The sequence below is a fragment of the Comamonas sp. C11 genome, assembly GCF_024496285.1.
GTDB classification, from domain to species: Bacteria; Pseudomonadota; Gammaproteobacteria; order Burkholderiales; family Burkholderiaceae_C; genus Comamonas; species Comamonas testosteroni_F.
On the sequence record NZ_CP101743.1, the window covers coordinates 1,980,471 to 2,006,433 of the forward strand.

Genomic DNA, 25,963 nt, shown 5'->3' on the forward strand with positions numbered 1-25,963 from the left:
AGAAGACCCGGGTCGCTGCGGACCACGGGCTTGTGCCACGTCAGTCATATAGAGGTCAGTTCGAATCGCCCAGGCCTGTGCCTGCGCGATTCATCGGTTTCACTCGGCCACGATGCCGAGTTCCTTGATGGCCTTGCCCATCACCATGTACTCGCGCTGATTGAGATCGCTGAGCACCTTGGGAGAGCCGCCGGCTGGCAGGGCTCCGAAGACGGCGAGCTTTTCCACGACTTCGGGCTCTCGCAAAATGGCATTGAGGTGCTCGTTGAGCAGATTGATCACCGCAGCCGGAGTCTTTTTCGGCGCGAAGAAGCCGTTCCAGGCACTGACCACCACCTCCCTGTAGCCCAGCTCGGTCAATGTCGGCACGGCAGGTGCAAGCGATGAGCGCCTGGTATCGCCGATGGCCAGCGCCACCAGCTTGCCGGAGTCCAGATACTGGCGCACGGGGCCGAAAGTGACCCAGGCAGTATCGACATGGCCGGCCACGACATCGGTCACCGAGGGGCCGACGCCGCGGTATGGAACATGGGACAGCTTGACGCCAGCGGCCTTGTTCAGCCATTCGCCGGCGATGTGCATGGGCGAGCCGGCGCCCGGACTGGCATAGGAGACGGTGGCCCCACTCTTGGCCCTGGCAATCAACTCGGGCAGGTTTTTGACACCGAGCTTGGGGCTCGTGACCAGCACCAGGGGCTGGGTGGCGGTGTTGATGATGGCTTCGTAACCGTTGAGTACGTCGTAGGCTGCAGCGCCCGACAGCTTCATGACCAGGGGGGCGGTGGTGAAGGGGTTGGGAGTGAACAGCAATGTGTAGCCATCGGCGCGTGCACGCCCCACCATGCCGTTGCCTATCGCACCGCCAGCACCTGGGCGGTTGTCAATCAGTACGGTCTGCTTGAGTCTGTGACTGAGCTTGTCGGCAAAGAGGCGGGCGATTGCATCGGTATCTCCGCCTGGCGGGTAGGACACGATCACCGTGATGGGCTTGTGAGGATAGGGTTCTTCGGCAAGCACCGGCTGCGCAAGCAGCGTGCCGCAGGCAAGAGCAGTAAAGCAAAACTGGCGTCGATCAACTGACATGGTCGCCTCTCCTTGGGCCGTGGGTATAAATCTCAAACGCAACCTTTGATGATTCATTGGTGAAACAATGGATCGCAAAAGAAACAATGAATGAAGTTATACGCCTATGGTTGATTGATCAAATTGCTGTTTTCACTATTGACATTGGATTTTGTTAATTCAGATGAAACAATGGCGCATGAACAAGAAAACATGTGAAACGCCCTGGTCGCACTTGAACGCGCAAGGTGATGGGCTGACGGTGGACGACTTCATCACCACATTGATGAGCCAGGTGGGCAATGCTCTGCGGCGCACCATTACCGTTCCCTACGCCGAGAAACACGATCTGACGGTCTCGGAGTGGCGCTTGCTGGCCTTGATTGCCCACGCCAGACGGCTGGCCTTCTCGGATCTGGTCATTCAGTCCACCTCGGACAAAGCCTTGGTGAGCCGCGCTCTCAAGCGGCTGCAGGCCAAAGGCCTGGTGGATCTGCAGGGTGAAGGCAATACGCCGCGCAAAAAGATTTTTTGTCAGGTCACCGAACAGGGCGAGGCCCTGCATGCGCAGGTCATGCCCTTGGCGCGTGCCAGCCAGGCTGCTGCCATTCGGGCATTGCCTGAAGATGAGCGCAATGCCATGTACAACGCGCTGATGCGCTTGCGTGCACATTGCGAGAGAGCAGGCGCTTTGTGCGGCGAGGATGAAGCAGGTCTGGAATAGTTCCTGATGCCCTGTGTTGGATAGCTGCCTGGATGCTGTTGCAACACATATAGACGCACGAATTTCCGCGTTCTGCAGGCGGGGTCATCTGCACATTACATGTGCTTCGCCGGTTGATGCGCCATTTTGAGAATGATGGCTGGGGCCAGCAACCTCCAAAGCCGTGGCCGGGTGTCACAGGCTCACACTTTCTCGCCAGGCCTCCGAGGTCGCTCGTCATCGTCCTCGGATAGGTCTAGCAAGACTGCAGCGTCCGGCGAGATCCGGATCTGCCATGGCAGGATGCACTCTCGCAGATATCTGCCTTCTTGCTCATGGATGAAGGCAGGCCCTATGCAATGGGCCAAGCAAGGCATGGGCTCCTGCCAGCCATGCACCATGCTTTGCGCCAGGTGCCGACAGTGCCACCATGCCCGCTCAAGACAGAACCATCACCCCCGGAGGCGCTGCGCAGGGCAACACTGCCGGGGTGTACTGTCGTTTAGATAGAGCAGGCAACCGGCTCTGCCGTCAAAGCAACTTGCCACGCGTCATAGCCATAGACCCAGTCGGCATTGCCTCCGGCACGCAGCCAGTTATTGCCCCGCGAGCCGATCTGGATCTGACTGGTGCGCTGCTTGCGCATGGCCTCGTAGTTCTGCAAGGCTTGCGCAACGCCTTCGGCATCCTGCACCGCATCAAGATTGCGGGCCAGTACCACGGCGTCCTCGATCGCCATGCCGGCACCCTGGGCCATGAACGGCATCATGGGATGGCAGGCATCTCCGAGCAGCGACACTCGCCCCTGCGACCAGCGCGGCAGCGGGTCGCGCTCATACAGTGCCGTCTTCAGTACGCTGTCACATGCATCCAGCAAGGCCCGTGCATGTGGATGGAAGCCTGCATAAAAGCCGCGCAGTTCGGTCACGCTGCCCTCGGTGGTCCAGGATTCCTCATGCCAGGACTCCTGCGCCGTGGTGGCGAAGATGAAGGTGTCGCGGCCCTGATTGAGCGGAAAGGTCACGATCTGGCTGTCCGGAGTCGGACCCCACCATTTGGTGAAGGCCCCGATATCGGGAACATGGCGCACGCGCTCGGTGGGCACCACGGTGCGAAACGCCACCACACCGGTAAAGCGCGGGCTCTCTGCGCCAAACAGGGATGTGCGTACCACCGAATGAATTCCGTCCGAGCCTATCAGCGCATCCAGTCCATCGATTCGTGCGCCGTCGGAAAATTCCACGGCAACACCGGCATCGGTTTGCACAATCCGGTTGACGCGTTTGGCGAACTCCACCTGCTCGTGGGGAAAGGCATCGGCCAGCGCGGCCAGCAGGTCGGCACGATGGATGGTGAGTTGGGGCGCACCGTATTGACGCTCGGCCTCATTGCCCATGGTCAGGCGCGATGTTTCCTCGCCGTTGTCCCAGGTACGGCTGATACGGTGCGTCGGGCGGGCGGCCGAAGCCCGTACGGCAGCTGCAATGCTGTCGCCCAGTCCGTCTAGCGCGCGTACAGCATTGGGCGTCAGATTGATGTCGGCGCCCACGCGCAGGTATTGCCGGCTCTGCTCGAACACCGTCACCTCGTGTCCGTTGCGGTGCAGCGCGTTGGCGGCGGCCAGGCCACCAATGCCGCCGCCCACAATGCCTATTTTCAATCGTGTCTTGGACATTTTTGCTCCTTGATATGGGTATGGTTTGCGCGTTCCGGGCTGCGCTGGCAGCCCGCTTGCGGTGCCAGCCAGTGTCGACAAGGCCGCCTGTCACGTGAAGCGCAAAGCATCCATAAAATGGCACAAATCGTCCGGAATCCTCCATGAAACAAAGCAGCGATCATTTAAGCGACGTGCTGGCCATCTGCCGAGCCGAGCGCGCGGTGACGGCCAGCTTTTCATTGGGTGAGCCTTGGGCGCTGGCGTCCGAGGGAGTGCCGGGTACCATGATCCGCATCGCCCAGGGGCAGCCGTACTGGCTTCAAGTACAAGGCCAGTCACCGTTGCAGGTCTTGCCTGGCGATCTGGTGGTGCTGCCGCTGGGCAGTCCGCACGTAATTGCGTCGGACCTCGCGCTGGCTCCGGTTCCGTTCGCACGCATGATCGAACGCTTCGCCCAGGGTCCGAAGGACGAGAATCCTCTGACGTTCGAGCATGGCGGAGTCGGGTGCCAGACCCGCATCGATTCGGTGCTGCTCTGGATATCGGCCTACTGCCGGCACACCATATTGACCTTGCTGCCGCCGCTGTTGCATATACCGGCAGCGCAGGCCGCCCCACCGGCCATGCTGGGCAGCATGCTGCAGGCTCTGATAGAGGACTCGCTGGCGCGACGCGCCGGCTGGCGTCTGGCCGCCGCGCGCCTGGGGGAGTTGGTCCTGATCCACGTGCTCAGCAACCATTTCGCCGCACAGCAGCAGTGCGGTCAAGGCTGGGTGCGTGGCCTGGCCGATGTGCAGATTGCCAGGGCCATGGCCGCCATCCACGGCCGCCCCAGCCATGGCTGGACCTTGCAGGCCCTGGCCAGGGAGGCTGCCATGTCGCGCTCGCTCTTTGCCGAAAAATTCAAGGCGCTGGTTGGAGAATCGCCCATGGCCTATCTGCAGCAGCAGCGTATGGCCCATGCCGCCCAGCAACTGGAATCGGGTTTGCCGCTGGCCCAGATCGCCGAGGATTGCGGCTACGAGTCAGAGCGCGTTTTTGCCCGCGCCTTCAAGCGCTGGTGCGGCCTGCCGCCGCGCGCCTATCAGCGCAGCACCAAGGCGCTCAGAAACGAATTTGCTGCGCTGAAATGAGATCCTCCAGCCGCTTGGGTTGGGTACCTCAATCAAGCGCAAGCTGCCTCGCCAGCTGACCTCGCAAACTGAAGCGCAGGTGTCTTTGACTCCTTAACCTCGGATCTCATAGTGGCGGCTGGACATTGTTCGCATTGCCTGCCCGTTCAGTAACGATAGGTGGCAGTCAGCAGAAAGTTGCGGCGTTCGCCGTAGAAGCAGTCGCCGCGCGACAGGCATTGGGTGATCACCACCTTGTCGCCGATATTGTTCGCATGCAGGGCAAGGCGCCAGTCGCCGGCGTCATAGGCCACCATCGCGTCGGCCAGCAGGGATGAGGGCGTGTCGATGGCAGAGGTGCCACTCCACTGCGGTCCGAGATAGCGCAGGCCCGCGCCAACGCTCCAGCCGCCGCGGCCCTGGGCCGCAAAGCGGTGCATCAGCCAACTGGAGGCCATATGGCGCGATACCGAGGCCACGCGCTGCCCCTGATCGCCAGCGTTGCTGCGGCTGATTTTTGCGTCGGTATAGGCGTAGACCAGCGTCCAGTCCCAGTTTCTGGCCAGGCTGGCGATCAGCTCGGCTTCAAAGCCCTGGGTTTTGACCTCGCCCAGCTGCAAGCTGTTGAGCGGGTTGCCTGGGTCATTGGTCTTGCGATTCTGCTCGCGCAGGCCGTATACCGCGGCATAGCCAGAGATGCCTTTACCCTCGGGAATCCATTTGACGCCGGCTTCCAACTGCTTGCCGCGCTGGGGCTTGAACGGTGTGCCGTAGAAGTCCACGCCGCCCAGTGGCTGGAAGGACTCTGTGTAGCTGACATAGGGAGCCCAGCCGCCACCGGCCTGATAGGTCACACCCAGGCGCTTGGTGGTGGCAGAGTCGTCGGCAGCCGCTGCCGGGCGACCTTCGGTCTCGGTTTTGGCCTTGTCGTGACGCAGTCCCACCGTCGCGGTCCAGGGGCCCCAGCGCAACTGGTCTTGCAGATAGAAGCCGAGCTGGCGCTGTGCCACGTTGGGCGCACGTACCAACTGGGAGGCCGAGGGCGGCGTGAACGTGCCATACACGGGCTTGTAGACATCCAGGGCTGTGCCTGGTCCGCGCCAGTTGGACTGGTTGCTGGTGTTGCGCTGCCAGTCCATGCCGGCCAGCAGCTGGTGTTGCACCTCACCGGTCTGCAGCAGGCCTTCGAGCTGAGTGTCCACCAGCAGCATGCGTCCGCCGTTGATCTGCCATACGGCATCGCGCTGTACGGTGCGACCGTTGGCGTCAAACACCGGGCGTGCAGGGCGGCCGGTGGCTGCATTGGCGGCAAAGCTGGTGTAGAGGGTACGGTAGTCGACTTCGCTGATGGTGCGGCGCAGGTTCTGGCGCAGTGTCCATTCAGGGCTCAGACGATGGCTGAACAGATAGCCAAAGGACTTGTTTTCGGAGTCGTACTTGTCCCAGCCCGGTTCGCTGATAAAGGTGTTTGTCGGAATCTGCCCATAGGGGCTGGGCAGGCGCGTGCCCTGCCAGGGAAAGAACTGGGTGATGGAGCCGCTCTTGTCCTTTTGATACAGGGCTTGCAGCGTCAGCGAGGTATCGGTGCTGGGGCGATAGGTCAGCGAAGGCGCAATCACCACGCGGTCGTCCTTGACGTGATCGACCTGGGTGTTGCTGTCGCGGCCCACGGCCACAAGGCGATAGAGCCACTTGCCTTCCTCGTCCATGGCGCCCGTCATGTCGCTGGCAATCTGCTTGCGGCCGTGGCTGCCCAACTGTATCTGCACCTCACGCAGGCGCTCGGCCTGGGGGCGTTTGCTGGTCAGGTTGAGCACACCGCCCACGCTGCCCTGGCCATAAAGCACGGAGGAGGGGCCGCGTAAAAATTCCACGCGCTCCAGCGTATAGGGCTCGACCTTGATGTTGTTGTAGGTGCCGTAGGTGCGCAGCAGCCCGTCCTGGTACTGACTGACATCACCGCCGCGGGCCTTGAAAGAGTCCACGCGGTTGTCAAAATAGCTGGAATTGATGCCCGCCGTGTAGCGCGTGGTTTCGCGCAGGGTGGTCACGCCCTGGGCTTCGAACTGGTCGCGCGTGACTACGCTGATGGATTGCGGCGTTTCGATCAAGGGTGTATCTGTCTTGGTGGCCGAGAGCGCACGCCGGGCGACAAAGCCGCTGACCGGACCTGTGGCGGTTTCACCGGCCAGGCTGTCTTGCACGGTAACGGGAGCCAGCATGACTTCGGCACTGCCGTCTGCGCTGGGCGCGGGAAGCGAGGTCTGTGCCTGAGTGCCCAGGCTCAGGCAGGCCAGGGCGCTGAGCAAGGCCAGCGATGGTCGGTTGGGTACGCCGGGGAATGGGTGGTTCATGGTGTTGTTGTCAAATAGATGGCCACGGGCAATGACCACCAGGGGTGGTCGAAGCGGTTGCTGGAGTGAATTGGCGGCTCTGTGTCAGGGCTTGATGGCGGACGGCAGGGCGGGAGATGGCATGCCGTCCTTGACGCTGAAGCTCAACGTGGTCACATAGCTGGCTTCGCCATAGCGCTTGCCTTGTGCTTCGCCGCCTTGCTTGTCGCTGTGATGCACTTCGGCCACGTACACGCCCTTCCAGGGCAGGGCAAAGTTGACCCGGCCCTGCTCGTCGCTTTGTGCCTCGCGCGACCAGCCCGAGGGGGCGACGATTTGCACCTTGGCCTTGGGCAGCGCCAGACCGTTGAAGCTCACCATGAATTGGCCCTGCTGGCCCGTGGGCACCAAATCCAGGGCCTGGGCATTGACGGCCACGGCCTGTGTCGATGTTGCTACCCAGCGGGCCGCAGGTACCCACAGCAAGGCTGGCTCATTGCGCTTGCTGCGGTCAATCAAGGGATAGGCGGCGCTGGCAAAAAGAGTTTGTGCCTGGCTTGCCGCGTTGTAGCTGAAACCCGTGGCGTTTCGCTGGCCGCTTAGTTGTTGAATGCCACTGGCTGTTTGCTGGGCCAGCGTGGGTGTGGCCAGAAATTTGTCCAGCGCCCCGGGCGAGGTCTCGCGCAGGTTGTCATTGAACTCACCGAAAAACAACTGGACTTGGCCGCCATCGTTCTCCAGCCAGACTTGATGAGCATGGGCCGCGCCCAGACTGGCAAGCAGCAGAGTGGCGAGAGCAACGGGATGATAAAAATTGCGCATGAAAATCTCCTTGGGTTCTGGATAGGTGAATGAATTGCTCTGCACGAGTGAAGGTCTTCTGCCCGATATCCAGACTCAGGCACCGGTCTGGATTCCAAGAAAAGAGAACCTGTTGATCTCTTGTATGGCCCTGTGCTCTTTCCTTGCACCTCTGATTGGCCACGGCCAGCCATGCATGGGCCGACGCGGCTGCTGCATCGCGATGCGCATGCAATGCCCTTGCCCGCTCATGATCGGGATTCCCGTCGCATCAATAGCTGCTTGGGTTCTCAGTCATTGATGCTCAGCGGCTCTCTGATTCGTAACCCCTGCGGGTTCTGAGTGCAGTTCGTCAAGGACCGAGGCGGTCGAAGGTAAAAACCAGTATTCCCAGTGCCAGTGCCATCAAGCCGAAAAGAGGCAGGCGCTGCGCCTGCCAGGTCGCCATGCTGGTGGCGGCCAGAGCCGCCAGGCAAAGAGCGGCCGTCCACACCGTGGCCGACAAGGCTGCGGTGGCTGCGCCCGGAAAGCCCAGAGCAATGCCCAGTGACAAGGCCAGCAGGATCCAGCCGGCTTGGAACAGGCGCTGGCGGCGCAGTACTGCGGCGGGAGCTTCACTCTCGACATCCGGCCAAGCATCTTCATGATGTCGGTCCATGGCCAGGGCAAGAGCCGTCCAGGCGGCAAAGCACAACAGAAAGTCGAGCAGCATTGCTATGCCTCCTGCGCAGTGTTGTCGCCAGGGGTTCGCTGGGAACCGGGCTTGCGTCCAGGGGCTGCCGCGGCGCTGGCGGGGGACGTATGTCTGGCTGCGGGCTGGGGCCTGTGTTTCAGCAGATGCCGGGTGAGGGCGGCAAGCATCAGCCCCGTGGCCGCAAAACTCAGATCCATGCCGGCCCAGCTCCAGTCCATGGCCGGCAGGCTGATGCCCAGATGAGTTGAAGTGGTCAAGGCATTGACCAAAGGCAATAGCAGGTATGCGGTAGTGGCCATGCCCAGCACCAGCGCCCATCCTTGGCGCATGGGCTGGATCAGGCCCACCAGCAAGGCCAGCGCCCAGGTGCCGAAGAAGCAGGACAGTTCGGCATCGGGGCGGCCTGGCATCTCCAATGGCAGCAGCCGGTTGGCCAACAGATAGGCCGCAATCGCCAGCGGCAGGCCGCCCATGAGGCCGATATTGAAACTTGCCACCAGCCGTTCGCCAAAGGGCAGGGGGGCGGCAGGTGTCTTGCGCAGGGCCTGGGCGCGGCGCTTGACCGACCACAGTATCAGGCCCGAGGCAATCATCAGCGAACCCATGACGCCAAAACCGAACAGCACCCAGCGCATCCCGATATCGGCGAAGCGCCCCAGATGCAGGCCATAGAGCACGCCATAGGTCTTGATGGCCGGGCTTTGCGGATCAACCTGTGTTTGCAGCTGGCCGGTGCGGCCATCGAAACGCAGCCGCGCTGGTCCGTACTGCAGCCTGTCGCCGTCGTGGCGGGTGATCTCCACCAGCGGACCCTGGCTGTCGCTTCGCACGGTGATGCTGCCGACACGGCCGCCCCGCCACAGCTGGCGGGCCTGGCTCAGCATGGGGCCCAGATCCAGCATGGGCAGGGGTTCGGCCTGTGCGTTGCTGCCACGCCTGGCGCTGCGCGCACCGGGAGCATCGCCCTGCAATTCGGAAAAATAGCTTTGCGTATCCGTTCCTTTCGCGCCAGGGTAGGCGGCGGCTATGCCGGCCGGCATATACATGGCGTGAAAAATCATCAGACCGCTGAAGGTGATCATCAGATAGAACGGCAACACCAGAACCCCGGAGACGTTGTGTGCGTCCAGCCAGGCGCGTTGTCCGCCCTTGCGCGGGCGAAAGGTGAAGAAGTCCTTGAAGATGCGGCGATGCGTGACCACGCCGGTCAGCAAGGCCATGAACATCATCAGCGTCGCCGTGCCCACGACCCAGCGGCCCTGAATCGTCCAGCGGCCCTTGTGAGCGGTGCGAAGCTCGAAATGGAAGCGGTAGAAAAATTCTCCGCCAGCGGTCTCACGGGCCTGCAGTACGGCACCGGTTTGCGGGTGCAGCAGCAAAGTCTCGAAGCGACTGTTGGGCTTGTCGCGCCACAGCACATTGACGGCCGGCGTACGCTCATCGGGCAGGCGCATGATGAAGTTGCTGACACCCGGCGCGTGCTCGTGCAGTGCCGCCTGGGCGCGTTGTGCAACGTCGCTGTCGGGGAGTGGCAGACCATGCAGCTCGGGTCGCATCCACAGATTGAATTCGTTCTTGAAGAAGCTCAGCGTGCCGGTGACGAAAATCGCAAACAGAAGCCAGCCCAGAATCAGTCCCGACCAGGTGTGCAGCCAGGACATGGCCTGGCGAAAGCCCTCCTGCTCGGGCTGGCGCGTGGTTCTGGCGCTTGTCTTGGTTTGAGGGGTGGTCATGCCTCTACCCCCAACCCCAAGGACCCATACAGCGCTGTGCCTAGGGCTAGGGCAGGAAGGAGTACACCGGCCCAGGCAAGCCAAGCCGTGCGTGCATAGAAGGTCCAGGCAATGGCGCTGGCGTAGATGACCCAGGACAGCAAGGTGGCGGTCATCACCGCCTCCACGCGGCTCATCAAGGAACTCAGCAGAAGACTCAGGGCAGCAGTACTGACTGCGGCCAGCACATAGCCCCCAAGGACGGCAGCCAAACTGCGCGAGGCAACCGCAAGGCGGTAGTGAGTAAGGGGCGATGTAGCTTTCATGCCGCCTCCTGATGTGCTGGCGCCGGGCGGCAAAGATTGCCGCAGACAGGAGCTGCAACGACAAAGCGCGGGTGAATCACCCTTGACGAGGAAAAGCAGGTAGACGGAAAGCTCAGCATGATAGACAAGCAAACGATGTGGCCGATTCGCTGGCTGGCCTGTGTCAAAAAATCATGCTGGCGTGCGAAGAAATGTAAAGCCGAGTATAAATACAATTGAGAATGATTTCTGTTTATTTGCGATTCGACTTACAGGGCCAGAAAAAGCGGCATCTGAAGTTCTTCCCATCATTGGGCCATTGCCTGCCTGGCGGACGCCTGAAGGCCCTTTCTGGTGCGGTGGGCGACTCATCGCCGCGGCAGACAGGTATTCCCCTGAGCCATAGCTGGTGCGCAAGCTAGTTCTTATTCTTCTTCTCTTCTACACACGCTCTATTGCCTCCACCGCGGATGGCTGCTGAACTGGCTGAAGCGGCAGTGCATTGTGTGCAGGATGCTTCGGATCTGGCACGGGACACCTTTATGCGTCTTCTCAGGCAGTACTCGCACGAGTTGCTGGAGCCGCGTGCTTTTTTGCCGCTGTGCTGGCGGGAGGAGTAGGCAGCTGCGATGCACAGGCCTGCATGGGCTCTCTGGACGTTCTGGTCTTTTTTGCTGTTGTGGGTCACCTTGGCTCAGGTGAACAACGATGTCTGCATGTCGGGCCTGATCTACGGACTGACTGTCTGGATGCTCCTGCCGCCGGTCCTGCTTCATCGATATCTCTCAGCAGCCACCGTGCTGCTGCTTGTACCTAGGCGCACTGGTTCGGGCTTCTGGGTGGAATCCTTGGCGCCTTGAACAGCTGCCGCATGCCGCATGCCGCATCCATGCATGTTGCCGACTGCCCCGGTGACGGCCGGAGCAGGCACCGGCGTGGGGCGGCTTTCGGGAATGCGTCTGCGACGGTATCGATTACCAACAATTGTCGGCGCTTGCCTGCAGACTTCGGAGTTGCAACGCACAATGCCATCCTGTGTTTTTTAATCGTCGTGATCATGTCCGATTCCTCTGCGGCTTTGCCAGCCGGTCTGACACCGTCCATGCGCGATGTGCTGCGTCGCATGGAGCGGGCCGCGCGCACTCCCATGCATCAGCTCGGTTCGGAAGCTGCCAAGGCTGCCTATGAAGCTGGCGCCGGCGTGCTTGAAATCCCCAAGCAGGCCTTGCCCCGTGTGGAGGACCTGCAGATTCCCGCACGCGACGGAGCGAATCTGCCGGCCCGCCTCTATGCGCCTGTGTCCCGCGATGAAGGCCCCGATGCGGGCTTGCCTGCGCTGCTGTATCTGCATGGTGGTGGCTTTACGGTTGGCAGTGTGGCCACGCATGACCAGCTTTGCCGCCAGCTCGCACACCTGGCGGGTTGTATGGTTGTGTCGCTGGACTACCGCCTGGCACCGCAGTTCCAGTTCCCCGTAGCACATGATGATGCCTGGGATGCCCTGCAGTGGCTGACGGCCCATGCGGCGAGCCTGGGGGCGGATGGCAGCCGCATGGCTGTCGGTGGCGACAGCGCCGGCGGTACGCTGGCGGCAGCCTGTGCGATCGAAGCGCGCAACATCGGCCTCAAGCTTGCCTTGCAGCTGCTGATCTACCCGGGCACCACGGCGCACCAGGATACCGACTCCCATCGCCGCTTTGCCCATGGGTTGGTGCTTGAAGAGGCTTCCATTACCTGGTTTTTTGCGCAATATATCGTCAGGCGCCAGGACCGCGAGGATTGGCGCTTCGCTCCGTTGCTGGCTCCCGATGTCGACGAGGTCGCGCCCGCCTGGATCGGCCTGGCCGAGTGCGATCCCCTGGTGGATGAGGGCGTGGAATATGCTGACAAGTTGCGCATGGCGGGCGTGCCAGTGGAGCTGGAAATCTACAAGGGCGTGACCCATGAGTTCGTCAAGATGGGCCGCGTGATTGCCGAGGCGCGTCAGGCTCACCGGGACATGGCGCAGGCCTTGCGCGGCGCGTTTGGATTGAATTGAACCAGAGTAAGAACTATGAACCGACAGGACTTTCGCAGCTTTACCCGCATCGAGGTGCGCTGGGCTGAAGTGGACGCACAGAAGATTGTCTTCAACGCTCACTATCTGATGTATGTCGATGTGGCCATCACCAACTACTGGCGCCAGCTGGCCATTCCCTATGAGGCCGGCTTTGCATCGCTGGGCGGCGAGCTGTTTGTGAAAAAGGCCAGCACGGTCTATCACGGCTCGGCCACTTTGGGCGATGTGCTGGATGTCGGCATCCGCTGCGTCAAGCAGGGCAATACCTCGCTGCAGTTCGAGGCAGGCATCTTCCGGGGCATGGAGCTGCTCAACACCGTGGAGCTGATCTATGTGTTTGCCGACGCGGCGACCCAGACCCCCAGGCCCGTACCCCAGGCCATGCGGGATCTGCTCACGGCCTATGAAACAGGGCAGGAGGTCGTCACGCTGCGCTCGGGCAGCTGGAACGACCTGGGGCGTGATGCCGAGCGCCTGCGCCTGGCCGTGTTTGTGCGCGAGCAGGGCGTGCCGCGCGAGATCGAGATCGACGAGCTCGACCCTGTTGCGCGTCATGTAGTGCTGTTCAACGGCTTGAACCAGCCCGTGGCTACGGGCAGGCTGGTCAGCGATGCGCCGGGCGTGGGGCGTATCGGCCGCATGGCCGTGGATCGCAGCGTGCGCGGCGGCCGCTGGGGGCGCATGGTGCTCGATAGCCTGATGGATGCGGCACGCGATCGCGGCGACAAGGAAATCGTGCTACATGCGCAGCGCCATGCTGAAGCCTTCTATCTGCGTGCCGGCTTTGCGCCGGTAGGAGAGCCTTATGAGGAAGCCGGCATTCCCCACATCACCATGTGCAGAGTGCTTTGATGCATCTGTTTTGATAGCTTGTAACGCTTTATATGTAAGCGTTCAAGACCGATTTGATGCTTGATGTGAAGGAGCGCCCATGGCAAGAATCATGACCGTCCTCAGCCTGATCGGGGTGGCGGTGGCCGCCTATGTGGCTTATCGCTACGGGGTCTTCTGAGTCCGTTCGAGCGAGGTCCGGGACAGAGGTGACCGAGCGGCTGGAGGTGGGTGCCACCCGCTGGCGAGTGCGCTCTGCGGCGGCCTGCTTCGCAGGCCTTGCCGCACGCAGGATCGAGCCTGGCCCTCTCTCCAGCGTGCTGGCGGCATTACTGCAGCTGATCCTTCAGCGCGGTGATGACCTTCTGGGCGCAGGCCAACATGCCAGACGTGAAATCAAAGATGCAATGAAAAGGTCTGACCAGCAGCAGGCAAGCTCGGCTGTTGCGTTGTGAGTCGCAAGACGTCACGAGATTTGAATGGAGCCCTGCTGCGCGGTTTGTTTCTGGGGGCGCACACCTCGTGCCTAATCCCGTCTGTAGATGTGCAGTCTGTTCCTCGTTTCAAGCACCTGGATCGCCTTTGGCAGACAGGTCCGTCACAAGTTACCTATCCGCGCTTGCATTGATGGGAAATCCCTGTAATGCAACAACGCCTGGGAGAACTATACCGAGCAGTTTCTGGGCAAAGTCGGCCCCGCTGTCTCCAAGTTCTATCGCCAAGGCTGTCCTGGAACTTCCTGCAAATTCACGGAAGGCATGTTGTAAGGCCAGGCACAATCTGCCAACCAGACCGATGACCCCAGCCACTGGTTTGAAGAACGCGAGATCCAGATGAAGGGCTCAGCGACCATACGCAAGACCGAGAACGGTTGGCGAGCACTGAGCGAAGGATGATTTTCCGTCAGCAATGACCCACCAAGCCTAGCACCATGAGCGCTGGGCTCCACAGCGTATGAACTGTTTTTTTGCGCTACAAACGACCGTGGCTGTGTGGAAACGCAGAATTCCTAAAGTCTAGACAGAATAATTAGCCTGCAGTCAGGCGGCTCCTGCACCGAGATTTTTCATTACTTGGGTTTCTCTCTTTCTCCATACAGCGTTTGATGGCCTTCGCCCTGTGGTTTCTTGATTTTCAAGGGCTCAACCCTCCAAAAACATCGCACTCATGGATTACTCAAATCCAAGGATTCCAAGCCAAAGACAAGATACCCGCGAAGAGCGGGTATCTTGAGGGGAGAGAGCTCCCACAAACTGGCAATACACGCTTATGCCGTGGCTATCACCCTCAGAGCTACTTTGTACAGGGGTTTCCTAAAAAACTTTGAACAAATTCTCATGGCTGACGTGATACGCCAAGCAGTTTAAGTGACCTGGCTTCTGGCTGCTGTTGCCACAACCTGCTTTGCGCGCTTAAGCAATGGGCCATCAATCATCCGCCCTTCGAAGTCGATGGTGCCGAGGCCCCTAGCCATAGCCTCTTCATAAGTGCTAATCAAATGCTCGCAGAAGGCTATCTCGTCAGCGTTGGGCGAAAATGTGGCATGCGCCAACGTAGCTTGCCGTGGCAGCAGGCAGATCTTGCCCTCGTAGCCTAGGTCACGACCCCGCTCGGCATCTTCCTGGAAGCGAGTGTCATCGCGGATCTCGATCACGGCCTGGTCGATGGGCGTGATGCCAGCACACCGTGCGGCTAGTACCACCTGTGAGCGCGCGTAGAGTACCTCGGCACCGCCGGGTGTGCGACGCCCACCGATGTCTGAGATGAAGTCTTCAGCGCCAAAGTACACTGCGGCCACCATGGGGTGGGCGCTGCACACCTCATGGGCGTTGGCAACGCCCTTCATGGTTTCAATACCCGCCAGAAGAAAACCCGTGGGCTGATCGTTCTCCAGGCGACCCCCCCGCCGGGCTGCCTCGATGGCGGGCTGCAGGTCAACCTCGCTGCCCGGCTTTGGCACTACCAGGCCATCAGCACCACTGGCCCATGCGGCCTGCAGGTCAGCCGCATGGTGTGGGCTGGAGGGCTCATTCACGCGCACGGCCACCAGACTTGACATTGCGGCAGCGCGCAGGGCTGCCACGTGGGCGGTCAGCTGCTGGCGTGCGCTGGCCTTGTCGGCTTCGGGCGTACCGTCTTCGAGGTCAAGGACATAGCAGTCAGCCGCGGTGCGCGGTAGCTTGGCCACCAAGTCGGCGCGGTTGGCGGGTGCAAAGAACAGGCTGCGAATCAGGGGGGCGGGGTAGCGTTGCATTACCAGGAGTGGCTCAAGAGGGTTTCGAGTTTGGCCGCGTTGTGCGCGCGGCGGGGGGGCGCACGAACCATTCGTTCATGCCGACTTCGGCCAGGGGGCCCAGCGCATTGCGGCTCACGCCCAATTGGCGCAACTGCAACTGGCACGAAAGTGCCTGCAGCGCATCAAGCAGTGTGCCGAGCGTGGGTTCCTGGTTCAGAGCCCTGCCTGCCTATCTTCTGCTGCCCTGGTTGGGCCGCGGGGGCGTTGACTGGGCCCTTGTACGGTGGTCGTTACTGGGCTTCGATACCCGCGCTCTTGGCAATTTCCTTGAAGCGCTTGTTCTCGTCGGCCACAAACTTCGTCATGGCTGCGCCATCGTGGCCCAGGGGTTCCCAGCCCAGCTTGACCAGGTAGTCCTTGGTGGCGGGCTGGTTCATGACCTGCACCATGGCCTGCGAGAGACGGTCGAAGATGGGCTGGGGCGTATCGGCACGCACCACAAGGCCGATCCATATGAAGTTGATGTAGCCCGGGAGGGTTTCATGCACTGTGGGCACATCGGGCATGGCGGCCAGGCGCTTTTCCGACGCGATGGCTAGTGCGCGCACCTTGCCGTCGCGCACCAGCGGGATGGTGGAGAGATAGTCAGCAGACATGGTTTCGAGACTGCCGCCGATCAGGTCCGTCACCGCCTGAGAGGCACCGCGGTAGGCCACGTTGGTGATGGGCACGTTGGTCAGCTTGGATAACCAAGCCGCACCGATCTGGTAGGAGCCAGCATAAGTACCCATAGCCAAGGGGCGCTTCTCCCGCTTGGCAGCATTCACGGCATCGTCTAGTGTCTTGAATGGCGAGTTGGCGCGCACGAAGAAGCCAATCGGACCCTTAGACACACCTGCGATGGCGCGAAAGTCTTCCACTACGTAGTTGGCGTTCTTGCTCGTGATGGGGGTAACCACAAGCGAGGGGGAAACCACTGCTACGGTGAGGCCGTCGGCCGGCGCCTGCTTGACGGCCTGTAGGCCTAGGGCACCGTTCACGCCGGGCTTGTTTTCTACATACACACTGGTGTTGAGTACCTTGGCGAGCTGATCTGCGAAGTAGCGGCCCTGACTGTCCACGGCGCTGCCCGGACCGAAGGGCACAATGACGCGGATGGGCTTGGCATTGGCTGCCGGGCCCTGTGCCTGGGCCGCTAGGGTACTGGCGAGCAAGGCTGTGGCGAGGAACAGGCGGCGAGTGTGGCGATGTTTCTGGATAGTTTTTTTCATGGTTTGTCTCCTAGTGAATAAGTGATAGCCGCGTCAGGTGCCTTGCCATTGGGGGGGACGTTTTTCCTTAAAGGCTGTAGGCCCCTCGATGGCATCTTTGCTGCGGTAGACACGGTCGAAGGCATGCTCAGCGGCCCGAAGGGCGGCAGTGCGGCCCATCTCGGTCGAGAGATAGACCACTTCACGTGCTGCGCGTACTGTGAGTGGGGCGTTGGCGGCAATCTTTTCGGCCAGGGTCAGGGCCGTGGGCAACAGCTCATCCTGAGGCACCACGTGGTTCACGAAGCCGATCTCCATGGCGCGACGCGCGTCGATCATCTCGCCCGTGAGCATGAGCTCCATGAAGAAGCGCTGCGGCAACATGTGGATCAATGGTGGCGCCCAGGGCATGCCACGCCCCACCTTGGCCTCGGTGATGCCAAAGCGCGCATGCTCGGATGCCACGCATAGGTCGCACATCTGCGCGAATAGCCAGCCGCCCGCCGTGGCTACGCCGTTCACTGCACAGATCGTGGGCTTAGTCACGCGTAGGCTCTGACCGATGATGGGCAGGTAGCCTGGCGGCAGCGGCTGGTTGGCCATACCCGACATCATCTTGAGGTCCATACCCGCGCAAAATGCCTTGTCTCCTGCACCCGTGAGCACGGCGCAGAGCAGGTTGTCGTCGCTTTCGAAACGCTCGAAGGCCGCGAACAGGCCCGTGCGCACGTCTTCGTTGATGGCGTTGCGTTGCTCTGGGCGGTGGATGGTGATAACGGCCGTACGGCCCTTCACTTCAAAGAGAACGGAGTCGTTCATGGCGTGCTTTCTGTAAGGGGTTGAGTGCCGTGGCCCGGATCGACCACGATGCCGCGTGCACACAACTGGACAATGGCCTCTTCGCTCAGACCCAGACCCTTAAGCAGAGCACGCGTGTCCTGCCCCAGCGGTGGGCCAGCGGGGCGCAGCGGGGCAGGCCGCTGACCAAAGATCACGGGCGGGCGCGGCATACGCAGCGCGCCGTCCTGAGCGTCGTCGAGAATTTGGAAGAAACCCACATCCTGAAGATGCGGGTCGAAGAACAGGTCCTCGGTGGTGTTCACGCGCGCCGCAGGAATGCCCGCGGCTTCAAGTGCCGGCAACCACTGCGCCGTGGTGCGCTGCGACAGCGCTTCACTGATCGTGTTGCACCACTCGGCCACGTTGCGCGAGCGGTCCTGTAGCGTGCGGAAGCGCGGGTCGCTCTTGAGACCGGGCTGGCCCGTAAGGTCGGCAAAAGCGCTCCATTGCTTGTCGTTATAGGCCAGCACAGAAATGAAACCGTCGGCCGTGGGAAAGGGGCGGCGCTCGCGCGAGATCGCACGCGGGTAGACGGGGCGGCCCTCTGGGGGGTCATAGAGTGCCCCTGTCAGGTGCTCGACCAGTAGGAACGAGGCCATGGTCTCGAACATGGGTACGTCGACTTCGGTGCCTGCTCCACCCTGACGCTCGCGCTGCAGCAAAGCCGAGGTAACTGCGTAGACGGCCGTGAGGCCGCAGACCTTGTCGGCCATTACCGTGGCCACATATTGAGGTTGACCCGCGAGCTCAGACTGCAGCATTGCCATGCCGCTGACGGCCTGAATGGTGTCGTCATAAGCTGCCTGGCCGAAGTAACGCCCTCCGCGCCCAAAGCCTAGTAAGTTGCAGTAGACGAGCCGCGGGTTGTGGGCCTGCACGCTCGCATAGTCGAGGCCCAGTGCGGCCATGGCCTGAGGACGCATGGAGTGGATCAGCACGTCGGCATCACCAACGAGTTGCAGCAGCAGGTCCTTGGCCTCGGCGTCTTTGAGGTTCAGCGCTAGGCTGCGCTTGCCGCGGTTGAGCCAGCGGTAGAGTGCGCTGCTGCCGCGTGTGCGAGCAGGGGGAATGGCGCGCAGTGTGTCACCGCCCGGGCTTTCTACCTTGATGACTTCGGCTCCCATGTCGGCCAAGATCTGCGTGCAGTAGGGGCCCATGATGACCGAGGTCAGGTCGACGACCTTGATACCAGCGAGGGGGAGAGAAGAGGATGCGGTGACGGTCATGCGCCGGACTCCTTGGTGAGGGGATAGGCAGCGCGCTCTAGGGCTTCACGCTGCGAGGGGTCGGCGATGGCGATCATGGCGCGGATGCGCTGGCGCAGGCTGTGCCCGCGAAGTTCTGCCACGCCATGTTCTGTGATGACTAGGTCGACATCGCTGCGCGCCGTGGTCACGGGACCGCTGAGTTGCGCAACGATACGGCTGGCCCCCTTGGGTGTGATGCTGCCCAGGGCAATGATGGAGCGCCCGCCGGGCGAGAGAGCCGCGCCGCGCACGAAGTCCGCCTGCCCGCCTACGCCGCCCAGCGTGTGGGATCCCAGGGCTTCGGCATTCACCTGTCCCGTCAGGTCGATTTCCAGCGCTGAGTTGATGGACACGAGATTGGGCAGCTGCGCTAGCCGCACGGGGTCATGGGTGTACGACAGAGGGGCCAAGCGCACAGCCGGATTCTGATGGCACAGTTGGTACAGTCGCTGCGTGCCCATGAGGGTTCCCGTGACGCTCACGCCACGGTCGAAGGGCTTGTGCTCGTTGGTGATGGCGCCGCATTCAACAAGGTCGACGAACCCATCGCTGAGCATGCCCGAGTGCACCCCCAGACGTTTGCGGTCACGCAGTTGCAGCATCAAGGCGTCGGGGACGCCGCCAATGCCGAACTGGATAGTGGCGCCATCATCGATGTAGGGAGCAGCCCAGTTGGCGATCTGCGCATCAAGGGAGCTGGCTGTGGCTGCTGGCACCTGTGGCAGGGGGTGGTCCACATACATGGAAAAATCAATGTCGGCCTCAGTGAGCGGTGTGTCACAGGGCACCCAGGGCACTTGGACGTTGACTTCAGCGATCACCACGCGGGCTCGCTCCACAGCGGCACGCATGTAGTCGCCCGTGAGGCCAAGACTGTAGCGGCCAAGGGCGTCTGGCGGACTGACCTGTACGAGCACCACGTCGCAGGGCAGCAAGCCCGTGCGGATCGCAGCCTCAACCTGCGAGATGTGCATGGGCACCATGTCGAGTACGCCGGCTTTGGCAAGCGCACGGTTCGTACCGCCCGCGTTCAAAGCCAACATGTGTACGGTGTCAGCATGTTCGGGCTGCAAGGTGTTTGCGGTGCGGAAGCCCACGAACACCTGAAATTGACCGATACGATGGCGTTGCTCCATCAACCGCTGCGTTAGCAGCGCGGGTTCGGCACAGACCTGGCCCCAAAGCACCGTATCGCCTGCGCGCAATAGGGCCGCAAAATCCAACGACTCGATGTCATCCATCCGTTTCATGCATTGTCTCCATCGAACTCTTTTCAGAATCCTAGGTATGCTAGTCATTCACCAGATGAAATACCAATTATTAAACTAATATCAATTTTGGTATGACTTGGAGATGCAATGAACTCATCTGAAATGGCCGCCGATGCCATGCCTCCAGCGCTGCTGAGTGCTCATATCGACAAGCTACGTCGCCGTGACCTGAATGCGCTCGTAACCCTGTATGCCGTGCTACGTACGCGCAGTGTGTCGGGGGCGGCGCGTTTGTTGGGGTTGACACAACCCGCCGTGAGTCGGTCGCTAGAACGACTGCGCAGTGAGTTCGACGACCCATTGGTCGTGCGACAGGGAAATGGCGTGGTACCAACGCAGCGTGCGCGGTCAATTGAGGCGGCGTTGGCGTCGATGATGGATCTGACGCAGCAAATCTTCGCGTCAAACGAGTTCCATCCGGCGACTGTGCAGCGCGATGTTCATCTAGCCATGAACGAGCATTTGCAGCAACTGCTAGTGCCGCGATTGCTTGACTATACGGCGCGCCAGGCACCGGGCATTCGGCTATTCGTGCGCTCCATTTTGCGTAGCGATATGACGGTGCTAAAGGATGGGCATCTGGACATGATTTTGGGCATGCTGTCGCCCGATGAGCCGCTGCGCGAGATGCCTCTGCTACGGCAAAGGCTGCTGTGCGTGGCGAGGCCGGACGTCGCACGCAACCTCCTTGCTAGTGGGGCATTGACGTTGAGTGCCTTTGGAAAGCATCCTCAGGTCGATGCGCAGCCTGCCGGCATCGGACAAATCTCCGCAATGCTCAATGAGCTTTTTAAAGGAGCACATGCCCGCCGCAACATAGTGTGCGTGGTCTCAAGCTTCGAAGCTCTCATGCGCGCTCTGGAGACAGGCCCTTACCTGGGGGTAGTTCCCGAGCTTGCGCTACTGCCGCATTGGCATAAAACTCTTGCCGTCGTACCCTTGGCATTCGAGCTGCCCACATACGCTGTTTCAGCTTGGTGGCATAACGTTGCCAATCAAGACCCGGCCTTGCAGTGGTTGCGTGAACAGCTGAACCAGGTCTGTAGCGAACTGCACTGCGATTTTTCCTAGCAGCCTGCAACAGTTCTTAATGCGTCTATGACGCTACCTGAAGAGATGCCCACTATCGGTGGGCATTTTTTGATGAACTTCTACATCAAAATCATTTGCAAGTGAGCGATGAATCGACCAGCATTTCATAGATAGCGTCTTGAGTCAGATAACTGGTTTCGCTATTGCGAGGTGCTGTTCCTTGGCAGAGAGCTGCCATTGCTCCTGTGAGGTTGATGGGCAGCAATCGACCGAGGCTGTGTGGAAACGCAAAAATTTCATCGACATCTCAGCCAATGGGCAACAGATTTTTCGCATTTCATTGCGTTGAAGACTTTTCCAGATTAATAACGATCTGAGCCCTACCAATCGGACATACAACGCTTTATGGGCTGCAATTTCGCAGTTTAAAAGGGTTCACTTGCCCATCAACTGCATGGACCTGCAGCACATTCTTTGGGAGATCTACCCCGACAGGGACGATGGTTTGCATGGCACGGCTCCTGATGAATGACGAAGAAATTGGCTTGCCGATCCATCGTGGCACTGCGTATCCAGCAGGCCAAGATGGCGGGAAGTCCTTCATATTCAAATCCGTCCGAGGTTGAGTTACCCCTGACCCCAGACGCAGCTATGCCACGCCGAGCGTCTGCGGACGCCCTAGTTCAGTGAACCGATTGAGGATGGCCGCGCGGATGTGCAGTTCATTGGCTTGTCGTTCAAGGGCTCTGGACATGACCCGCTCGCCCAGTCGTTTGATGCAGTTCATCTTGGTCTACACCAAGCAAGCTGCTCTGGCGACGGCAGACGGTGCCGAAGTTAGGTACTGGCCAATCCAGCCCTGACAAATCAGGCACTGCCAGTCCTGCGGCAATGCGGGTCCGAGACGTTCAGATATCCGCCAGTAGCTCGTAGGGCAGGGGCAGGGTCTGCAGCGCAATGCCCTTGCCCGTATCGGCGCTCTGGCCTTCGGCCAGCGCAGCATGGGCAAACAGATCGTCGCGGGTGGAAGAGGCAATCTGCATCGAGACAATGGCATCCCAGCCGCCTTGCGGAGCTGCGGCTGCCTGCACCACGGTGCCGGTTGCCTGCTCGAGATCTTCGGCGCTGAAGACTTCCTGGCCGACGCTCAGAGCCTGGTCGGCATGAACCAGATAGGCGCGGCGCTTGAGCGTGCCGCGGAACTGGCTGCGGGCCACCACTTCCTGGCCGGGGTAGCAGCCCTTCTTGAAGTTGACGCCACCCAGGGATTCGTAGTTCAGCATCTGGGGTACAAAGGCATCGACCACGGGGGCCGACAGAGTGGCCACGCCGCTCTGTACTTCGGACCATTGCCAGAGGTCTTCGCTCAGCAACTGCCCTTCGGGGGCCTGACCCGCAGGGCCTATCCACAGCGCACGCTGGTTGCCTGCAGCGGGGTAGAGCGCGAGCACATGGGCATCGCCTTGCTGCTTGAGCGCCCAGGCCGCTGCGTTCTTGCCGGCAAGCTGCTCGGCGGCCTGGCCGGTCAGCCCGTAGAGGGCGAAGTCAGCCGTCGCATCGCTGAGCTTGCACTGGGCGCGCAGCACAAACATGGACAGGCGCTTGAGTGTGGGGGCCAGCAGGCTGCGGTCACAGATCAGCACAATTTCATCAGCGCTGAGCCTGAAGCCGATGAAGCTGGCCAGCATGCGGCCCTTGGCCGTGCAAAAAGCCGCGAGGCGGGCCTGATCGAACTTGAGCAGCGCGAAATCGTTGCTCAGCTGGCCATGGAGAAAGCTGGCTGCGTCGGCGCCAACGGCGCGGATGACACCAAGGTGGGAAATGGGGGTAATGCCGTTCAGGGGCAGCGTCTTGGGCTGGGTCATGGCTGAATTATGATCGTCGCTCTGTGTACTGATGGATCTAGCTTGTGCGTGCCCTTATTCGAGCACTGATATTTTTGCTGCTTCTGGCTGCCCTGGCGGCGGGAGGCGCCTGGTGGTGGCTGAACCAGCCGCTGCAGCTGTCCGAGCCCAGTCTGGAGCTGGAGATAGAGCCCGGCACCACGCCGCGTGGCGTGGCGCAGAACGTGGTCAAGGCCGGGGTGCAAACCGATGCGCGCCTGCTCTATGTGTGGTTTCGCCTCTCGGGCAAGGACCGCGCCATCAAGGCTGGCAACTACGAACTGAGCACGGGGCTCACGCCCTATGTGCTGCTGCAAAAGCTGGCGCGGGGCGAGGAAAGCCTGCGTGCACTGACTCTTGTCGAAGGCTGGAACTGGCGTCAGGTGCGCGCGGCGCTGGCGCGTGAGGAATTCCTCAAGCAAGACAGCGCAGGGCTCAGCGACGAGGCTGTGATGACGGCACTGGAGCGCGCGGGCGTGCCGCCCGAAGGCCGTTTTTTTCCCGACACCTATACCTACGCCAAGGGCAGCTCGGACATGGCCGTGCTGCGCCGTGCGCTGCATGCCATGGATCGCCGTCTGGCCGATGCCTGGGCCATGCGGGCGGCCAATACCCCGCTCAAATCTGCCGACGAAGCCCTGATCCTGGCCAGCATCGTGGAAAAGGAAACCGGCCGCGCTGCAGACCGGGCGCAGATTGCCGGCGTTTTTTCCAACCGCCTGCGCATAGGCATGCGTCTGCAGACCGATCCTTCGGTCATCTATGGCGTGGGGGCCAGCTTTGACGGCAATCTGCGCAAGCGTGATCTGCTGGAGGACACGCCCTGGAACACTTATACCCGTGCGGGTCTGCCCGTCACGCCGATCGCCATGCCCGGCAAGGCTGCGCTGATGGCGGCCGTGCAGCCCGATCAGACCAAGGCGCTGTACTTCGTGGCCAAGGGCGACGGCACCAGCCATTTCAGCGCCTCGCTGGACGAGCACAATAGGGCCGTCAACCGCTACCAACGCGGTCAATAAGCAATCCTTGAGGGCGCAAGGCAGTGGTCTGTGCCCTGTGTCGAATCAAACAACTGGTGCAGCCCCTGCGGTGCACTAGAGGAAATATCAGTGAGTACAGCTTTACCCAAGGGTCTGTTCATCAGTTTCGAAGGCATCGACGGTGCGGGCAAGTCCTCGCATATCGAGGCACTGGCCCAGGCTTTTCGCGATCAGGGCCGGGTGGTCACGCTCACGCGCGAGCCCGGCGGCACGCCGCTGGCCGAAAAGCTGCGCGCCCTGATGCTGCATGACGCCATGGACCCGCTGACCGAGGCGCTGATCGCCTTTGCGGCCCGGCGCGACCATCTGGTACAGGTCATAGAGCCGGCGCTGGCGCGTGGCGAGGTGGTCATCAGCGACCGCTTCACCGATGCCACTTTCGCCTACCAGGGCGCGGGCCGTGGTTTCAGCTGGGAGCAGTTGTCGGTTCTGGAGCGCATGGCTCAGACCGGTACTGCTCTGCAGGCAGGGCAGGCCCCGGATTTCATGCGAGAGCCCGACATGACGCTCTGGTTTGACCTGCCCGCCGAAGTGGCGGCCGAGCGCCTGGCTACGGCCCGCGTTCCCGACCGCTTCGAAGCCCAGCCCGGCGAGTTCTTTGCCCGAGTGGCCCAAGGCTATGCAGAGCGCGCCCGGACTGCACCTGGGCGCTTTGTGCGCATCGATGCCCATGCCAGCCGCCACGCCGTGTGGCAGCAGATCACCCAGGCCGTGGTGCGCAAGGGCTGGCTGGCCATCATGGTGGGCAGCAAGCCATGAGTGCATCCGATCTCGAAGCGCCCTGGATCGCTGCGCAGCGTGGCCGCCTGCTGGCCCAGCGTGGCCATGCCTGGCTGCTGCAAGGGCCTTCGGGTCTGGGCCAGTACGCACTGGGACTGTCGCTGGTGCGCGCCTGGCTTTGCGAGCAGCCGTCTGCGCAAGGCGCCTGCGGTCATTGCGCCAGCTGTCATGCCATCGAGGTGCGTGCCCATGCCGATCTGTGCGTGCTCATGCCCGAGGTGCAGATGATGGAGCTGGGCTGGCCGCTGCCGGAAAAGGCCCAGGCCGACATCGACGACAAAAAGCGCAAGCCCAGCAAGGAAATTCGCGTGGAAGCCATGCGCGATGCCGTGGAGTTCTGCCAGCGTACCAGCGCGCGCGGACGCGGCAAGGCCGTGCTGGTCTACCCGGCCGAGCAAATGAATGCGATTACCGCCAATGCCTTGCTCAAGACGCTGGAGGAGCCGCCCGGAGACACCCGCTTCGTGCTGGCCAGCGAGGCAGCGCACCAGTTGCTGCCCACCATTCGCAGCCGCTGCCTGACGCACACCATGACCTGGCCCGCCGCGGCCGAGGCCGCGCAATGGCTGCAGACGCAAGGACTGAACGAGCCCGATGCCGCAGCGGCCTTGCAGGCTGCCGGCGGCCGGCCCGGCGATGCGCTGCGCATGGCGGCGGACGCAGGCAAGGCCGCCGCCTGGGCGCAGTTGCCAAGGCAGCTGGCCAAGGGTGATGTGGCTGCGCTTGCGGCTTTTGCACCGGTGGATGCCGTGCAGGCGCTGCAGAAAATCTGCCACGACCTGATGGCTCTGGCCGGTGGCGGCGAGCCCCGGTATTTCTCGCCTGCCGATCTGCCGGGCAAGCCGCTGCCCATGGCGCTGCTGGCCGAATGGTCGAGCGAGCTGTTGCAGGCGGCGCGCACGGCCGATCACCCCTTCAATGCCGGGCTGATGATGGAGGCTCTGGCCTCCAGGGCGCGGGCGGTGCTGATCTCGGGCAAAGCCGCCAGAGCCGTGCGCTAGGTCATGAAGCTCGGTTTGGTCAAAATTTTCCCGGGTGTTAACCTCGCGATTTGCGCCGCCCGGCCGTCACAAGAATTCCGCTACCGACTATGAACGCAACTACCACCCCTCGTC

At 61.6% G+C, this 25,963-nt stretch carries 21 protein-coding genes and 1 pseudogene; 8 read left to right on the forward strand and 14 right to left on the reverse strand.

The window, feature by feature from the left end:
* Window positions 1-99: 99 nt before the first annotated feature.
* On the reverse strand, window positions 100-1,083 hold the full coding sequence (locus tag NOX35_RS09055) for a tripartite tricarboxylate transporter substrate binding protein (RefSeq protein WP_256496393.1): 984 nt from the start codon (window positions 1,081-1,083) through the stop codon (window positions 100-102).
* Between the two features lie 178 nt (window positions 1,084-1,261).
* Between NOX35_RS09055 and NOX35_RS09060 the strand changes: the two genes are divergently transcribed.
* Window positions 1,262-1,786: a MarR family winged helix-turn-helix transcriptional regulator gene (locus NOX35_RS09060; protein WP_182286415.1), complete on the forward strand. Its 525-nt coding sequence runs from the start codon at window positions 1,262-1,264 to the stop codon at window positions 1,784-1,786.
* 481 nt (window positions 1,787-2,267) lie between these two features.
* On the opposite strand, the gene NOX35_RS09065 is transcribed toward NOX35_RS09060, so the two are convergent.
* A complete protein-coding gene (locus NOX35_RS09065) occupies window positions 2,268-3,440 on the reverse strand; it encodes an FAD-dependent monooxygenase (protein WP_256496394.1) in 1,173 nt (390 codons plus the stop codon).
* Between the two features lie 143 nt (window positions 3,441-3,583).
* Between NOX35_RS09065 and NOX35_RS09070 the strand changes: the two genes are divergently transcribed.
* Window positions 3,584-4,555 carry an AraC family transcriptional regulator gene (locus NOX35_RS09070; RefSeq protein WP_182286417.1) on the forward strand — a complete coding sequence of 324 codons (972 nt, stop codon included), beginning with the start codon at window positions 3,584-3,586 and terminating at the stop codon, window positions 4,553-4,555.
* A 146-nt stretch (window positions 4,556-4,701) separates the two neighbouring features.
* Here the strand turns inward: NOX35_RS09070 and NOX35_RS09075 are convergent, their stop codons facing one another.
* The 5 genes from NOX35_RS09075 to NOX35_RS09095 all read right to left on the reverse strand — a co-directional run bounded on the left by NOX35_RS09075 (window position 4,702) and on the right by NOX35_RS09095 (window position 10,400).
* Complete coding sequence (locus NOX35_RS09075; RefSeq protein ID WP_256496395.1) at window positions 4,702-6,888, reverse strand: TonB-dependent siderophore receptor; 2,187 nt, start codon at window positions 6,886-6,888, stop codon at window positions 4,702-4,704.
* An 84-nt stretch (window positions 6,889-6,972) separates the two neighbouring features.
* Window positions 6,973-7,689, reverse strand: a complete 717-nt coding sequence (locus NOX35_RS09080) for a DUF4198 domain-containing protein (RefSeq protein WP_256496396.1) — start codon at window positions 7,687-7,689, stop codon at window positions 6,973-6,975.
* Window positions 7,690-8,020: 331 nt separating this feature from the next.
* The gene (locus tag NOX35_RS09085) at window positions 8,021-8,380 is read right to left on the reverse strand and encodes a DUF3325 domain-containing protein (RefSeq protein WP_256496397.1); all 360 of its coding nucleotides are present in this window, start codon (window positions 8,378-8,380) and stop codon (window positions 8,021-8,023) included.
* Between the two features lie 2 nt (window positions 8,381-8,382).
* The gene (locus tag NOX35_RS09090) at window positions 8,383-10,095 is read right to left on the reverse strand and encodes a PepSY-associated TM helix domain-containing protein (RefSeq protein WP_371878527.1); all 1,713 of its coding nucleotides are present in this window, start codon (window positions 10,093-10,095) and stop codon (window positions 8,383-8,385) included.
* Window positions 10,092-10,400, reverse strand: a complete 309-nt coding sequence (locus tag NOX35_RS09095; protein WP_256496398.1) for a DUF3649 domain-containing protein — start codon at window positions 10,398-10,400, stop codon at window positions 10,092-10,094. Before NOX35_RS09095 ends, NOX35_RS09090 begins: the two co-directional genes overlap by 4 nt.
* A gap of 1,036 nt (window positions 10,401-11,436) precedes the next feature.
* Here NOX35_RS09095 and NOX35_RS09100 point away from each other — a divergent pair.
* Together NOX35_RS09100 and NOX35_RS09105 are read left to right on the forward strand one after the other, a co-directional pair.
* Window positions 11,437-12,417 (forward strand): alpha/beta hydrolase, encoded by a 981-nt coding sequence (locus NOX35_RS09100; RefSeq protein ID WP_256496399.1) that lies wholly within the window; start codon window positions 11,437-11,439, stop codon window positions 12,415-12,417.
* Between the two features lie 15 nt (window positions 12,418-12,432).
* Complete coding sequence (locus NOX35_RS09105) at window positions 12,433-13,290, forward strand: GNAT family N-acetyltransferase (RefSeq protein ID WP_256496400.1); 858 nt, start codon at window positions 12,433-12,435, stop codon at window positions 13,288-13,290.
* 1,342 nt (window positions 13,291-14,632) lie between these two features.
* On the opposite strand, the gene NOX35_RS09110 is transcribed toward NOX35_RS09105, so the two are convergent.
* From NOX35_RS09110 to NOX35_RS09130, 5 genes are all read right to left on the reverse strand, one after another.
* Window positions 14,633-15,523, reverse strand: coding sequence for a CoA ester lyase (locus tag NOX35_RS09110; RefSeq protein ID WP_256496401.1), 891 nt, complete (start codon window positions 15,521-15,523; stop codon window positions 14,633-14,635).
* 272 nt (window positions 15,524-15,795) lie between these two features.
* The gene (locus tag NOX35_RS09115) at window positions 15,796-16,776 is read right to left on the reverse strand and encodes a tripartite tricarboxylate transporter substrate binding protein (RefSeq protein WP_256496402.1); all 981 of its coding nucleotides are present in this window, start codon (window positions 16,774-16,776) and stop codon (window positions 15,796-15,798) included.
* A 33-nt stretch (window positions 16,777-16,809) separates the two neighbouring features.
* On the reverse strand, window positions 16,810-17,574 hold the full coding sequence (locus NOX35_RS09120; RefSeq protein ID WP_256496403.1) for an enoyl-CoA hydratase/isomerase family protein: 765 nt from the start codon (window positions 17,572-17,574) through the stop codon (window positions 16,810-16,812).
* Complete coding sequence (locus NOX35_RS09125; RefSeq protein WP_256496404.1) at window positions 17,571-18,821, reverse strand: CaiB/BaiF CoA-transferase family protein; 1,251 nt, start codon at window positions 18,819-18,821, stop codon at window positions 17,571-17,573. The genes NOX35_RS09120 and NOX35_RS09125 overlap by 4 nt, the downstream gene beginning before the upstream one ends.
* Window positions 18,818-20,092 carry an acetyl-CoA hydrolase/transferase family protein gene (locus NOX35_RS09130; RefSeq protein ID WP_256496405.1) on the reverse strand — a complete coding sequence of 425 codons (1,275 nt, stop codon included), beginning with the start codon at window positions 20,090-20,092 and terminating at the stop codon, window positions 18,818-18,820. The genes NOX35_RS09125 and NOX35_RS09130 overlap by 4 nt, the downstream gene beginning before the upstream one ends.
* A 108-nt stretch (window positions 20,093-20,200) precedes the next feature.
* Between NOX35_RS09130 and NOX35_RS09135 the strand changes: the two genes are divergently transcribed.
* Entirely contained in the window at window positions 20,201-21,184 is a 984-nt protein-coding gene (locus NOX35_RS09135; protein WP_256496406.1) for a LysR family transcriptional regulator, read from the forward strand.
* Window positions 21,185-21,794: 610 nt separating this feature from the next.
* Here the strand turns inward: NOX35_RS09135 and NOX35_RS09140 are convergent.
* Window positions 21,795-21,938, reverse strand: a pseudogene (locus NOX35_RS09140) (IS5/IS1182 family transposase); the annotation flags it as partial.
* A gap of 115 nt (window positions 21,939-22,053) precedes the next feature.
* The gene (locus tag NOX35_RS09145; protein ID WP_182286425.1) at window positions 22,054-23,010 is read right to left on the reverse strand and encodes a folate-binding protein YgfZ; all 957 of its coding nucleotides are present in this window, start codon (window positions 23,008-23,010) and stop codon (window positions 22,054-22,056) included.
* Between the two features lie 44 nt (window positions 23,011-23,054).
* Here NOX35_RS09145 and mltG point away from each other — a divergent pair, with 44 nt between their 5' ends.
* The 3 genes from mltG to NOX35_RS09160 all read left to right on the forward strand — a co-directional run bounded on the left by mltG (window position 23,055) and on the right by NOX35_RS09160 (window position 25,849).
* Window positions 23,055-24,047, forward strand: coding sequence for an endolytic transglycosylase MltG (mltG, locus tag NOX35_RS09150; RefSeq protein WP_256496407.1), 993 nt, complete (start codon window positions 23,055-23,057; stop codon window positions 24,045-24,047).
* Between the two features lie 90 nt (window positions 24,048-24,137).
* Window positions 24,138-24,827: a dTMP kinase gene (gene tmk, locus NOX35_RS09155; RefSeq protein WP_256496408.1), complete on the forward strand. Its 690-nt coding sequence runs from the start codon at window positions 24,138-24,140 to the stop codon at window positions 24,825-24,827.
* Window positions 24,824-25,849: a DNA polymerase III subunit delta' gene (locus NOX35_RS09160; protein ID WP_182286428.1), complete on the forward strand. Its 1,026-nt coding sequence runs from the start codon at window positions 24,824-24,826 to the stop codon at window positions 25,847-25,849. The genes tmk and NOX35_RS09160 overlap by 4 nt, the downstream gene beginning before the upstream one ends.
* The last annotated feature ends 114 nt before the right edge of the window (window positions 25,850-25,963 follow it).